This is a genomic window from Acinetobacter sp. P1332, assembly GCF_044057475.1.
Classification (GTDB): domain Bacteria; phylum Pseudomonadota; class Gammaproteobacteria; order Pseudomonadales; family Moraxellaceae; genus Acinetobacter; species Acinetobacter johnsonii.
This window is the reverse complement of the sequence record NZ_CP171157.1, coordinates 2,392,750-2,405,892: the sequence shown is the minus strand read 5'-3', so window position 1 is coordinate 2,405,892 and position 13,143 is coordinate 2,392,750. Positions and strand designations below refer to the sequence as shown.

The 13,143-nt window shown below is 42.1% G+C and carries 10 protein-coding genes; 6 read left to right on the top strand and 4 right to left on the bottom strand.

Going from position 1 to position 13,143, the window contains the following annotated elements; all coding sequences use genetic code 11:
• Nucleotides 1-160 precede the first annotated feature (160 nt).
• Entirely contained in the window at nt 161-2,377 is a 2,217-nt protein-coding gene (locus ACFN7Z_RS11800; protein WP_130235056.1) for a TonB-dependent siderophore receptor, read from the top strand.
• Nucleotides 2,378-2,413: 36 nt separating this feature from the next.
• On the opposite strand, the gene ACFN7Z_RS11795 is transcribed toward ACFN7Z_RS11800, so the two are convergent.
• The gene (locus ACFN7Z_RS11795) at nt 2,414-3,415 is read right to left on the bottom strand and encodes a hypothetical protein (protein WP_130235057.1); all 1,002 of its coding nucleotides are present in this window, start codon (nt 3,413-3,415) and stop codon (nt 2,414-2,416) included.
• A gap of 15 nt (nt 3,416-3,430) precedes the next feature.
• On the bottom strand, nt 3,431-4,462 hold the full coding sequence (locus ACFN7Z_RS11790; RefSeq protein ID WP_058869200.1) for an alpha/beta fold hydrolase: 1,032 nt from the start codon (nt 4,460-4,462) through the stop codon (nt 3,431-3,433).
• A 311-nt stretch (nt 4,463-4,773) separates the two neighbouring features.
• Here ACFN7Z_RS11790 and ACFN7Z_RS11785 point away from each other — a divergent pair, with 311 nt between their 5' ends.
• Nucleotides 4,774-5,388, top strand: a complete 615-nt coding sequence (locus ACFN7Z_RS11785; RefSeq protein WP_004981036.1) for a carbonic anhydrase — start codon at nt 4,774-4,776, stop codon at nt 5,386-5,388.
• A 30-nt stretch (nt 5,389-5,418) separates the two neighbouring features.
• Here ACFN7Z_RS11785 and ACFN7Z_RS11780 read toward each other — a convergent pair whose 3' ends face one another.
• Complete coding sequence (locus ACFN7Z_RS11780; RefSeq protein ID WP_125274046.1) at nt 5,419-6,060, bottom strand: arylesterase; 642 nt, start codon at nt 6,058-6,060, stop codon at nt 5,419-5,421.
• Between the two features lie 11 nt (nt 6,061-6,071).
• On the opposite strand from ACFN7Z_RS11780, the gene ACFN7Z_RS11775 reads away from it, so the two are divergent.
• Both ACFN7Z_RS11775 and ACFN7Z_RS11770 read left to right on the top strand, forming a co-directional pair.
• Complete coding sequence (locus ACFN7Z_RS11775) at nt 6,072-6,800, top strand: ABC transporter ATP-binding protein (RefSeq protein WP_159151830.1); 729 nt, start codon at nt 6,072-6,074, stop codon at nt 6,798-6,800.
• Nucleotides 6,801-6,802: 2 nt separating this feature from the next.
• Complete coding sequence (locus ACFN7Z_RS11770; protein ID WP_159151831.1) at nt 6,803-9,292, top strand: ABC transporter permease; 2,490 nt, start codon at nt 6,803-6,805, stop codon at nt 9,290-9,292.
• Nucleotides 9,293-9,322: 30 nt separating this feature from the next.
• Here the strand turns inward: ACFN7Z_RS11770 and ACFN7Z_RS11765 are convergent, their stop codons facing one another.
• The gene (locus ACFN7Z_RS11765; RefSeq protein WP_159151832.1) at nt 9,323-10,138 is read right to left on the bottom strand and encodes a rhomboid family intramembrane serine protease; all 816 of its coding nucleotides are present in this window, start codon (nt 10,136-10,138) and stop codon (nt 9,323-9,325) included.
• Between the two features lie 77 nt (nt 10,139-10,215).
• On the opposite strand from ACFN7Z_RS11765, the gene mtgA reads away from it, so the two are divergent.
• Together mtgA and ppk1 are read left to right on the top strand one after the other, a co-directional pair.
• Complete coding sequence (gene mtgA / locus ACFN7Z_RS11760; RefSeq protein WP_004694386.1) at nt 10,216-10,890, top strand: monofunctional biosynthetic peptidoglycan transglycosylase; 675 nt, start codon at nt 10,216-10,218, stop codon at nt 10,888-10,890.
• 109 nt (nt 10,891-10,999) lie between these two features.
• Nucleotides 11,000-13,084, top strand: a complete 2,085-nt coding sequence (gene ppk1 / locus ACFN7Z_RS11755; RefSeq protein ID WP_010326262.1) for a polyphosphate kinase 1 — start codon at nt 11,000-11,002, stop codon at nt 13,082-13,084.
• The last annotated feature ends 59 nt before the right edge of the window (nt 13,085-13,143 follow it).

Sequence of the window (13,143 nt, the reverse complement as noted above, 5' to 3'; positions counted from 1 at the left end):
TACCAAATAACCTCCTTAAATTAGGGGGTTATATTTTATCTAAAGGTAAAATATAATTGAGAATAATTATCAATATTTATTGCAATATGTTTATCATTTGTTAAGATACCCTACGAAATTTACACAATCTCTCCTTCTTTTGTATTTGGGTGTATGCGTTATGGGTAAAAATCTGACGAGATCAACTTTGGCTTTGGCTGTTGTAGGGGCAATGAGTTCATTTGCGATGGCGAATGAATCGCTGACTACAGGGGCAGAAAAAGATACAACACAATTACAAACGATTGTATTAACGGCTGAGGAACAGGTTAAGCAGTCTCTAGGCGCATCTATTATTACGGATAAAGATTTAGAAAAATTACCTGTTGTAAATGATATTTCTGAATATGTACGTCGGATGCCTGGCGTAAATTTAACAGGCAATAGTGCAACGGGACAACGTGGTAATAACCGCCAAATTGATATTCGCGGTATGGGGCCAGAAAATACCTTGATTTTGGTTGATGGTAAGCCTGTGAATTCGAGAAATTCTGTGCGTTATGGCTGGAGAGGGGAACGTGATACTCGCGGTGACTCAAACTGGGTGCCCGCAGATGCGATTGAATCTATTGAAGTATTGCGTGGTCCAGCGGCTGCTCGTTATGGCTCAGGTGCCATGGGTGGTGTTGTTAATATTAAAACTAAAAAAGTCACAAACGAAGTTCATGGTTCGGTTGAACTTTATGCGAATCAGCCAGAGGACTCGAAAGAAGGGGAGTCAGGGCGTGTCAGTATAAATCTTAGTGGACCAATTATTAAGGATGTCTTGTCTTATCGCTTATACGGTAACTTTAATAAGACACAGCCTGATGCGATTGACATTAATAAGTCAATCAATAGTACAGCAGCAGGTCGAGAAGGTGTTAAGAATGAAGATGTTTCAGCACGCCTAGCTTGGCAAATTGTTGATGGTCAAACACTAACATTTGATGCATCTTCGAGTCGTCAAGGTAATCTTTATTCAGGGGATTCACAACTGAATGCGGATGCGGAAGCCAATGCCATTCTTTCAGCTCTATACGGTAGTGAAACGAATACAATGTATCGTGATAGCTATTCATTAATGCATGATGGCGAGTGGGATTGGGGGAATAATAAATTTATAATTCAATATGATAAAACTAAAAATAAACGCTTATTAGAAGGCCTTGGAGGGAGTACAGAGGGTCGTATTAATACCGCAACTGATAAATCAACATCAACACTAAATACTTTCCGTTTAAACGGTGAGGTGAATATTCCTCTGGAATTTTATGTTCCCCAAAATATCACTGTAGGTGCTGAATGGATTGAAGATGATTTTAAAGATGAAGCAAACACAACGGTTGGATCAACTGGAAGTGCGTCAGGCCTAGATGTGATAGCTCCAAAAGACCGTAGCAATATGAGTTCACGTATCGCTTCTGTGTACTTTGAAGATAATTTTAAAGTTACAGATAGCACAGATTTAGTTTTGGGTGTTCGGTTTGATGATCATGATAAATCGGGATCGAATTGGAGTCCAAGTTTAAATATTACTCAAAAACTTGGAGACTATTTCACTTTAAAAGGTGGTATAGCAAGAGCGTATAAAGCGCCGAATATGTATCAGAACTCAGAAGGATACTTGTTATCAACAAATGGTAATGGGTGTCCTGCAACGATTCAAAACCGTTGTTTACTTCAAGGGAATGCCGATTTAAAACCCGAAACTTCTGTAAATAAAGAGTTAGGAATACAGTTTGCAAAAGATAATTTAAATGCAAGTTTGGCTTGGTTCCGAAACGATTATAAAGACAAGATTGCAGCAGGTGATGAAGTTCTAGCTACAGCTACAACAACGTCTGGAGTGAATTGGAATGTCTTACGTTGGGAAAATATACCTGAGGCCTTAATCCAAGGTTTTGAAGGTAGTATTGGAATGGAATGGGATGGAATAAGCTGGACCAATAACTTCACTTATATGATGGACTCGGAAGATAAGTCTACAGGCAATCCACTTTCTTTAGTGCCGAATTATACGATCAATTCAATCTTCGATTATGATATTACTGACCAACTGGATGTAAACTTTATTTATACCCAATATGGTCGTCAGAAGTCACGTCAATATGCTCAAAATCGTATTGAAGCTGGGGTTGGTTCAGGTGGGGCAAATGATGCACTTAAACCAAGCGTTGTAAAAAGTTATGGTATAGCTGGTATCAATTTGGGTTATAAATTTAGTAAAAATTTAAGTACACGTGTCGGAATTAGTAACATTTTTGATGAGCAGAAATTGAGAGACAGTGAGTCGACAAGTCAAACCTACAACGAACCAGGTCGAGCTTATTATGCGAGCTTGAAGTATGCATTCTAAATTATGAAAGAAAAAAGCCGCATAACGCGGCTTTTTTTATGGCTTTAAAATCGCTTGTGCTTGATCAGAATAATAAAACTGTTCTAAATAATAACGTGCTCGATCACGTAAGTAATGTGATCGGATGAGCTCTTGAATAATAGGATTCAATAAATCTTGAAGTTCATTTTGAATTAAAGCTTCGTCGATATTTAAGTCACGTAGGAGTAAATCAAAAGTTCGTTCTTGGTTGCGAATGTACCAAGCGTAAACACCGTCATGCACCTGTTGTTGGAGGTAGTCGGTTTGACGCATGTGTGCCCAAATTTCGTGACCCATTGCGACGGTTTGAGTTAAGTCCTGTACTTCAATATAATTTTTCAAAACTGATAAAGGCATGTCTTTGATTTTGTGCCAAAGGTTGGCTTGAAAGTGATATAGCTTTTCATCATTAAAGTTTTGATTTAACACCTGTTCGCTCATTTGACTGAGTTTTAAAATGTTCTTTTGCAAATAATGTCCGATGGTGTCATTTAGGTTTGAGTCCGTGACGGTTTCCAGTACCGACTTGCCCATTTTCATAAAACTAGAAACACCCGGCACACGTTTGGTCATCACCGAGTTGTTCAAATAGTCTTGAATCGAGTGCTGAATCAGCTGGGTAATCATGGCCGAAAAAGCTGGGTTATTTACTACAGTTTTAATTAGGCGCTGACGATGCCCACTTTTACTCGCGACATACTGCGCAATTTTGTCGATGGTAAGTACAGGAATCACATCGGCAATTTTGGTTGATTCATTGATGGGGTGAATCAACGCAAACTTGATGTGCTCAGCAATTTGTGAAATCAGATGCTCGGTCGCAGATGTGGCTAGGACTTGTTTTTGCAACAGCGCATTGATGTCTTCAAAGCTCCACAGTTGCTGCAAAGTTTGTTTTCTAAACCAGTGATAAAAGAGAGTGAATTCATTTTGTACGGTACTTGCTTGCGAAAACTCATGATCTAAAAAATTAAGATGAGCTTCAATGAGCTGCTCAATCATCGGGTGTTTCTGCATACGTACTCAACAAAATTAATTTAATGGAATCAGTTTATCAGCCAATGGATTTTTTAACTTTTGTGTTTTTGCAAGAAAAGGTAGGTAGTGCTGTGCAACGGCCTGTTCTGCTTCCAAAAGTGGCATATGGCCAACATTGTTAAGGATGACAGGAGCTTCAGCACGTTTCAATAAGGTTTTGAGCTCATTCGCGACTTCGACATTGATAATTTTGTCCTGCTTACCCCACAAAATGAGGGTGGGCGCTTCAATATTGCGGGTCACTCGAGCAAAGGAGTCGGTGGTATAAATTCGGTTCAAGGTCACCAACTGCTCAATCACTTTAGTATTTTTTTCAGCCTGAGTAATTAACTGTTTTTCTTGGGCGCGTTTTAAATAATAGGGCATTTTGATTGGCGTTTGCATGACACGTTGCATCACGTCATCTAAATCGCCCGGTTTACTCACAATCAGGTGCTTTAAATATTGCGGGTCTTTGGCATAGTTGGTGTTGGCGTTTTTATAAATGCCCGCACTGTTCAATAAAAACAAACTTTGCGTGTCAAAAGGGTATTGTGCGGCATATAGAGTTGCAATTGAACCACCGATAGAATGTCCTGCAACATTCAGCTTATCTTGTATATGAATGGCTTCAACAAAACGACGGAGTCGCTCTGTGACATTTGGCATAGAGAGATCAAAATCATCAGGGACTTTGGTGTCGCCATTGGTCGGAAGGTCAGGGATAACCACGTGGTAATACGGCGTTAGAAATTGTGCCACACGGTTCCAATTGTCTCGATTTCCAGCAAAACCATGAATCAGCAAAATCGTTGGCTTATCAACTGCACCGCCTTCGTTATAGCTCCAAACGATGTCATCCACTTTAAGCGTTTTGGTTTTTAAGCCGGCGGTGACGCGTTCTTGTAGAAGGTAGCTTTGTAAACTGAGTTTGTCTTTGATGATGGTATTTTCGACCGCATGGCTGGCGAAAGAAAATGACAAAGCTAAGGCGAATAGACTGGCCTTTAGACTTTGTTTCAAGATGGATTTTGAGCGCATCATCATGGTTCATCCTTAAACGGAGATGAATGAAAAAACTGACCGAATAAGATAAAAATGCTCTGATTTTGAATAGTTTTTATGTTTATTTACAGGTCTGTTTGATTCTAATCGCTTTCATGTAAATGTCATTAATTATTTATTTGAAAGGATATACTGCATTTGGATAAAGTGTGAACTGCGTAACGATTTGTTTGAGATAAAATGCAAATTTAAAATTAAGCAAAAAAAGAAGCCGCTATGTTTTTTGCAAGTGACAATCAATTTCTCTAAGATTAAACTATTGCGACTTAACAACAATCGGGTGGGAAAAAGGAATGCTAACAGCTCAAGAAGCTTTAAGCCGTCTAAAACAAGGTAACCAACGTTTTGTAGCGGGTGAGACAACCCACCATAAGCAATTGTCTCACCAAGCACGAGCAGAGATGGCGGAAGACCAAAATCCATTTGCCATTGTACTGGGATGTTCTGATTCTCGTGTGCCTGCAGAAATGGTATTTGACCAAGGTTTGGGTGATCTGTTTGTTATTCGTGTTGCAGGAAATGTAGTTGCACCTTCACAGGTTGGCAGTGTTGAGTTTGCTGCTGAGCGTTATGACTGTGCGGTCGTTGTGGTACTTGGTCATAGCCATTGTGGTGCGATTCAAGCCACCATTGACACCCTGATGAACCCAGATAGCCCACCGTCTGCAAACTTGATGTCGATTGTAAACCGTGTCCGTCCTTCGGTTGAAACCTTGATGCAAACCGAACTGAAACATGACTTATGCAAACTGTCTAAACATGCGGTACGTTCAAATGTATTTGCCTCTGTAAATCAGTTACGTCATGGCTCAGCTGTGCTTGAGAGTTTGATTGCCAAAGGCAAGTTACAAGTGGTTGGTGCTGAGTACTCACTTGAAAGTGGTGAAGTGGTTTTTTTTGACTTCTGATCTTATGTGCTGATCAGAGTAAAAGGCGCTTTATAAAGCGCCTTTTACATAGGGATAAGCTAAATTTAATAAAATAGACTGTGCTTTGGCGTTTGGGTGGACTAAATCTTTTTGCATCAAGCTTTTATTTCCCGCTACACCTTCCAAAAAGAAGGGCAGCAATTTAACTTTGTATTGTTGACTGACCACTTTGTAATTATTTTCAAATGCCTTGCTATAGGCTGTGCCATAGTTTGGTGGCATTTTCATTCCCAAGACAACCACAGTGGCATTGGCTTTTTGACTCTGCTGAATCAATTGCGCTAAATTTTTTTGAATCATCAGAGGTGGTTGACCACGCAGTCCATCATTCCCGCCAAGCTCAATCACCACCACATTTGGCTTATGCGTTTGCAACAGTTTGGGTAAACGAGCCAAAGCGCCACTGGTGGTTTCACCACTCACACTGGCATTGACCACTTTGTGTTGTTTCGGATACTGTTGGTCTAACCTTTTTTGCAGTAAATTTACCCATGCTTGCTGTGGTTCTATGCCATAACCTGCACTAATGCTATCTCCTAAAACCATCACGGTTTTTGCAAAAACCCAAGTGGGGCTTAGGCACAGTGCAAGCAAAACCAAGTATGAACTGATACGTTTTTTGATTTTGCGATTTTTCACGAATATTTGCATATAGGGATGTTATGACCCAAGTTCATAGTGATGTAAGCATCATGCCACAAGTGATTATTTCTGCCCAGCAACTGACACAAAAGATTAAACTTCCGCAAAAAGAACTGACCATTTTCTCAGATTTGAGTCTGAGCATATTAGCAGGTGAACAAGTCGCAATTACAGGACGTTCAGGTTCAGGAAAATCTACCTTACTGGGTATTTTGGCGACTTTAGATCAGGCTAGCGGTGGTGAGTTAATCGTTTGTGGTGAAAGTATTGGCAAGCTCAATGAAGAACAGCGTGCACAGGTGCGTTTAAAGCATATTGGCTTTGTGTTTCAGTCCTTTCAACTGCTACCACACCTGACTGCTGTTGAAAATGTGATGCTGCCGTTACGGCTTCATGCATCATTTAGCTTCGCTGAAGCGGAGCAACGCGCTTTGAGTTTGTTGCAAAAAGTTGGATTGGAACGACAGGCCACCCAAACACCGAAGGTACTTTCGGGTGGGGAGCAGCAGCGCGTCGCAATTGCCCGTGCGCTGATTGCTGAGCCAAAAATTATCTTTGCCGATGAACCAACAGGAAACTTAGACAGTCAAACTGCGCGAGAAATTGAGCAATTATTGTTTCAATTGAACCGTGAGTTGGGTACGACCCTCATTTTAGTGACGCATGACCATACGCTTGCAGAACAGTGTCAGCGTCATTTTGAATTACTCGATGGTCAGTTGATCGAACATCCTCGAACGGGAGGATGAAAATGAATTCTCTATTTCATCCATTGCTGAAGCAAAGTTTTAAAAGTAGCGGTGTGTATTTATTGATTATTGCGTTGATTCTCGCGATCAGTGCAACGACCGCGCTGAAGTTTAGTAATGAGCAAATTCAAAATGCCGTAGCGCTTCAAGCCGCTGAGATGCTAGCAGGGGATTTGGTTCTAACGGACAGTCAAAAGCTCGATCCGAAATGGAAAGCGCAAGCGACAGCTCTTAATTTAAAACAATCCGAAGTCACTGTCTTTAGTTCGATGGCATATACCGATGATCAGTTTGTTATGGTCAATGTCAAAGCCATCGATCAAGCCTTTCCTCTGCGTGGAGAGTTACGCATTCAGCCTGCTGCGAAGCATATTGCTTCGGGTGAAGTGTGGTTGAGTCAACGTGCTATGGATTTGCTACGGGTTAAACTGGGCGATCAGCTGAATATTGCAGATGGTACTTTCAAGGTGACAGGCTTGATTGAGCATGATTCCAATCTAGAGTTGGGCTTTTCAGGTTTCTCGCCAACGGTGATTATTTCTGAAGCGGATATTGCCAAGACCAACGCCATACAAGTCGGTAGCCGCATTGACTATCGTCTACTGATGGCAGGTACAGCACAAAATACTCAGCAGTTTGAAGCAAATTTTAAGAAGCAGAATGTATTGTCTGAAGATGCCAGTGCGGCAGCTCAAAGTGTCAATGCTGAAGAACCACAAAACAGCTTACGCTTACGCAATGCCAGTGAGGGTAATACCCGCTTAATGAAACCAATTGCAAATTTGGACACTTTTTTGCAGTTAGCGAATATTTTAACGATTTTGCTGTGTGGAATTGCGATTGCTTTGACCAGTCAGCGCTTTGTACAACAAAACCAAGATCACATTGCGCTATTGCGTTGTATGGGGGCGGCGAAGTCACAAATTCTCTGGGCTTATCTCAGTTTGTTGGGTGTGGTGTTTTTGCTTGCCATGCTGGTCGGGAGTGCCGTGGGTGTTGGGCTGGGGTATGGCTTGTTACAGTTGATGTTACAACTGATCCCACACTTAAGTATTGCGTTTTCAGCGTGGGATATGCTGCTCGGGCCGATTCCGATTGCTATGTTGACCAGTGCCGTAGTGCTTCTGGGTTTTGTCTTGCCGAGTTTTTGGGAACTGTTAAATACGCCACCGATCCGAGTCATTCGCAGTCAAGAAAAATCGGTTTCGTCTATGTTTTGGATGTTGCTCGCAGGAACGGCTAGTCTGGTGCTGTTTAGTATCGTTCTGACTGAAAACATGGTACTGACAGCCATGGTGATTGGGGCAATTATCATTCTATGTGCAGTGTTATACGCTGTAGTCTGGCAGAGTTTGAAGTTTCTGCGTGGCTTGAAAAATGCGGTTTCTGCTTATGTTCGCACACCTTATCAAACTGCATTTCAGATTACCGCTTTGGCTTTGGGACTTAGTTTAATTACGGTCTTAGCCGTGCTACGCACTGATTTATTAGAGCGTTGGCAGCAGCAAATTCCTGAGGGAACCCCGAATCAGTTTGTATATGGTTTACCGCCTTTTGACATGCCTAAGTTAAAAGCACAAATTGAGCAGAACCAATGGAACAGTACACCGCTCTATCCCAATATTCGGGGCAGGCTGATTGCCAAAAATGGACAGCCCTTTGCTGCGGATTTGGTCAAGCAAAATAATTCCTTACGCCGCGAATTAAATTTGACTCAAGCTGACAATTATCCTAAAGATAATGTAATTGTCTCTGGGGCATCAAAACTCACAGCAAAAGGACAAGTTTCGGTAGAAGCCAATACCGCGACAGAGCTTGGGATAAAAGTGGGGGATCAACTGACCTTTAGCTTACCAGAGGGTGTCATTCACGCCAAAGTGGCAAACTTACGAACTGTAGAATGGGAAAGTTTTAGCCCAAATTTCTTCTTTATTTTTGCGCCACAGACCATGGATGAAAATGCTGGCAGTTATTTGGGTAGTTTCTATGTTCCTGAGTCTGACAAAGCGAAATTGGTCAGCATTATTCAGCAATTTTCCAACACTGTCTTTATTGATGTCAGTTTAATTTTAGATGAAATTAAGCGCATTGTGACGGTGCTGGTGCAGATTGTCACGATCCTCGCGGTTTTGGTGAGTATTTCAGGTATTCTGGTTTTAATTGCTTGCCTGAACTTACTTATGGATGAGCGTAAACGTGAAGTGGCGTTATTACGTTCATTTGGTGGTTCCAAACAAAAACTCAGAACCATGCTCAGTCTAGAAATTGGCTTTATTGGTTTTATGGCAGGTGTGGTTTCTTGTTTATTTGCTGAAGCGATAAGTGCGGTCGCATGTTATCGCATGGGATTAGCCATTCAGCCACACTGGGAAATCTGGCTCATTTTACCATTGTTCATGACCTTACTCTGCGCGCTGATTGGGCGTTATCGCTTAAGTTATCTCAGTGAGATTCCACCTTTACAAAGTTTGAGAGAGATCAATCAATCGTGATTGATCTCTTAATACGTTAAGCGTTGAATCTTAGAAATTGAGCTGTTGACGCATCATCATTAATACTTCTGACCATAAGGGTTGAATGTAGACCACAAGGTTTTGGCAGTGTAAGTAAAACCAATATGATACGCATGCAGCTAAAACAAGACTCAGCGGCATAATCCAACGCTGCTGCGCCTTTTGGGAGAGATACCAAAGTGCCGCTAAGACAGCACCCATCAACATGCCGCCAATATGTGCGGCATTGTTAATCCCTGAAATCATAAAACCCATGGCTAAGTTGATTCCCATCACGATGAGCAAAGTCTTTTTATCTAAAATAAAACGTTGCTGTGGGAGCATCGGCAGAAGGGATAGAACCGTCAGCGCTGCACCCAGCCCCATGACGGCACCTGAAGCCCCTGCACCGACACGAGGCAAGAGTTCAGGGTTTGCTAACCCAATACGAATCAGTTCATAACTGTCTTGAATGGCAATATAACCACTGAGCAAGCTACCCATGAGACCAGCAAGAACATATAGTGCAAGAAAATAGACACGTCCAAACATTTGCTCCAGCACACTGCCAAAAATATACAGCGCCCACATGTTCAACATGAGGTGAACCAAGCCAAAATGAAAGAACATACTGCTCAATAAACGCATCGGTTCAGCCAAGAAGGTAAGTGGTGCATAGTCTGCTCCCCAGCGTATGGCATCAGCTGTACTTGGATTGCTGACATCCATGCCATGCAGGACTTGCCAAAAAAACAACCCAACATTCACGGCAATAATGACGGCGGTAATCCACCATAAATGTACGTCAAATTTTGTTTTGATTTGCGGAGGTGTAAGCTCGGTCATGCTATTCTTGCTAAAATTTTGCTATATTTGCCCAAGCTTAGCATGAATAAAAATGATTTTTGGAGTAAGCCACTGGCATGAAAGCTTTTATTGTTCGTAGTTTGTTAGTCGTTGTCAGCTTCGTGCTTTTGGTACAGTTGTGGATTTTTGCAAGCCTAGCGTGGTGGCGTTACAAGCCAGTGGAAACCACCATGTTTATGCGGATTGATTATTGGTCTGAGCCATCTAAACCCATTCAACACGAATGGCGTGATTATGATGAGATCAGTGAGTACATGAAAAAAGCCATTGTTGCGGCTGAAGATGGCAAATTTATGCAACATCATGGTTTTGACTGGGATGGGATTCAAGCGGCGCTTGAACGTAATAATGACACGGGCAAAGTGGTTGCCGGCGGTTCAACAATTTCTCAGCAATTGGCCAAAAACTTATTTTTATATAACAAGCGTTCATTCATTCGTAAGGGGCAGGAAGCTGTTGCAACTTGGATGATGGAACGGATGTGGAGCAAAGAACGCATCTTAGAAGTATATCTGAACTCGGTGGAATTTGGCGATAATATCTATGGCGTGGAAGCTGCGACCCAACACTACTTTGGTAAAAGTTCACGTAGCTTAAGCCGAGAGCAGGCGGTCTTTTTAGCGGCTATTTTGCCCAATCCGAAATACTACCAAGACCATCAAAATGACCGTAAGTTGCAAAACCGTGAGCGCATGATTCGAAAGTATATGCGCTATAGCGATATCCCTTAATTTGATTGATGTGAAAAAGCCCAAATTTATGGGCTTTTTTTATGAAATTGTCACAAAATTGAAGCATACTTATCATGATAAAACGCATTCAAATAATCAAAGGTTAGCTATGAATACGGCAGCAAGCACATCTCCGATACTACAACCTGAATACGCGTATAACGATCGCTATATTAACCGTGAGTTATCGATATTAGATTTCCATTTACGTGTATTGGAACAAGCCGTAGATCCTTTACATCCGCTGTTAGAACGGATGAATTTCTTACTGATTTTTTCACGTAACTTAGATGAGTTCTTTGAAATTCGCGTTGCGGGCGTCATGGAACAGTTGGATCTGGGTAATGAAAGCCGTAGCCCCGATGGCTTAACTCCACGCCAAGTACTCGATCAAATTTCGCAAACTGCACATGCTGCAATTGAACGTCAGTATCGTATTCTCAATGATGAAATTCTGCCGAAACTACGTGAGGAAGACATTTGCTTCTTACGCCGTGGGGAACTGACGCCTGCACAGTCTTCATGGGTGAAGAAATATTTCCAAGAACAGGTCGCACCTGTCTTAACACCGATTAGCCTTGACCCTGCGCACCCATTTCCGCGTTTAGTGAATAAAAGTCTCAACTTTATTGTGACTTTGGAAGGGAAAGATGCATTTGGTCGTCAGATTGATTTGGCCGTTGTTCCTGCACCACGTTCATTGCCACGTGTGGTTCGTCTACCGGATGAGCTCACAGGTGGAAAAGAGCATCATGTGATGCTTTCAGCTATCATCCATGAGCATGTTTCTGACTTGTTCCCAGGGATGACAGCAACAGGCTGTTATCAGTTCCGTGTCACACGGAATGCTGATTTGGCGCTCAATGAAGATGTGGAAGACTTAGCCAAAGCACTGAAAGGTGAGTTAAGTTCACGTCGTTTTGGACGAGCAGTACGTTTGGAAGTTACACAAAACTGTCCAGAACATATTTATAACTACTTGCTAGATGAATTTGATCTGCATCAGGAGCAGTTGTATAAAGTCGAAGGACCTGTGAACTTGGCGCGTTTATTGTCCAATTTTAAACGTCCACATCTACGGTATGACGCACATATTCCTGTTATTCCTAAAGTGTTGAAAAAGTCGGAAAGCATGTTCTCTGCAATGCAGAAGCAGGATATTTTACTACATCATCCGTTTGAGTCTTTCGCACCTGTGATTAACTTGTTGCGTGAAGCGGCACGTGACCCACAAGTGTTGGCAATTAAGCAAACCCTATACCGCAGTGGTGCAGACTCTGAAATTGTACAAGTCTTAGCAGAAGCGGCGCGTAATGGTAAAGAAGTTACCGCGGTGATTGAGCTGCGTGCGCGTTTTGATGAAGAGTCAAATATCGAAGTGGCAAATGTGCTACAAGAAGCGGGTGCAGTGGTTGTTTATGGCATTGTGGGCTATAAAACCCATGCCAAAATGATTCTTGTGGTACGCCGTGAAAATAATAAACTCGTTCGTTATGTGCACTTGGGAACGGGTAACTACCATGCGGGTAATGCACGAATTTATACCGACTATGGCTTGCTCACGACCGATAAAGAGTTGTGTGAAGATGTACACCGTATTTTCCAAGAGTTGACAGGTATGGGGAAAATGGCGAAGCTGAAAAAGCTACTTCATGCGCCGTTTACGCTCCATGCACAATTGATCCACTTTATTGATGATGAAATTGCCAATGCGAAAGCGGGCAAGAAAGCACAAATTATTGTGAAAGTGAATGCACTAACCGAAGTGCAACTGATCAATAAGCTGTATGAGGCATCACAGGCAGGTGTACAAATTGATCTCATTATTCGTTCAATTTGTTGTCTACGCCCGGGCTTGCCAGGGCTTTCGGAAAACATTCGTGTACGTTCGATCGTGGGGCGTTTCTTAGAACATACGCGTGTTTTCTATTTTAGTAATAATGGCGATGCACGCATTTATGGTTCGAGCGCCGACTGGATGGATCGGAACCTATTTAATCGTGTTGAGGCCTGTTTCCCAATTGAAGATCCAGCTTTGAAAAAACGTATTTATCAGCAAGGTTTGTTGACCTATTTGCAGGATAATCAACAAGCTTGGTTACTACAAGGTGATGGAACTTGGCTTCGTGCGACGCCAGCTGAAGGCGAAACCGAGCATAATGCACAGCGTTATTTGCTAGATGTGATTAAATAATTTTGGGGGGAGGCTTGGATCTAAAAAAGATTCAGGCACAAAAAAAGGAGTCATGTTTG

Bases quoted from the DNA above. Each gene is read 5' to 3' on its own strand.
- ACFN7Z_RS11800 (WP_130235056.1), top strand. From the start codon at position 161: ATGGGTAAAAATCTGACGAGATCAACTTTGGCTTTGGCTGTTGTAGGG.
- ACFN7Z_RS11795 (WP_130235057.1), bottom strand. From the start codon at position 3,415: ATGCAGAAACACCCGATGATTGAGCAGCTCATTGAAGCTCATCTTAAT.
- ACFN7Z_RS11790 (WP_058869200.1), bottom strand. From the start codon at position 4,462: ATGATGATGCGCTCAAAATCCATCTTGAAACAAAGTCTAAAGGCCAGT.
- ACFN7Z_RS11785 (WP_004981036.1), top strand. From the start codon at position 4,774: ATGCTAACAGCTCAAGAAGCTTTAAGCCGTCTAAAACAAGGTAACCAA.
- ACFN7Z_RS11780 (WP_125274046.1), bottom strand. From the start codon at position 6,060: ATGCAAATATTCGTGAAAAATCGCAAAATCAAAAAACGTATCAGTTCA.
- ACFN7Z_RS11775 (WP_159151830.1), top strand. From the start codon at position 6,072: ATGACCCAAGTTCATAGTGATGTAAGCATCATGCCACAAGTGATTATT.
- ACFN7Z_RS11770 (WP_159151831.1), top strand. From the start codon at position 6,803: ATGAATTCTCTATTTCATCCATTGCTGAAGCAAAGTTTTAAAAGTAGC.
- ACFN7Z_RS11765 (WP_159151832.1), bottom strand. From the start codon at position 10,138: ATGACCGAGCTTACACCTCCGCAAATCAAAACAAAATTTGACGTACAT.
- mtgA (WP_004694386.1), top strand. From the start codon at position 10,216: ATGAAAGCTTTTATTGTTCGTAGTTTGTTAGTCGTTGTCAGCTTCGTG.
- ppk1 (WP_010326262.1), top strand. From the start codon at position 11,000: ATGAATACGGCAGCAAGCACATCTCCGATACTACAACCTGAATACGCG.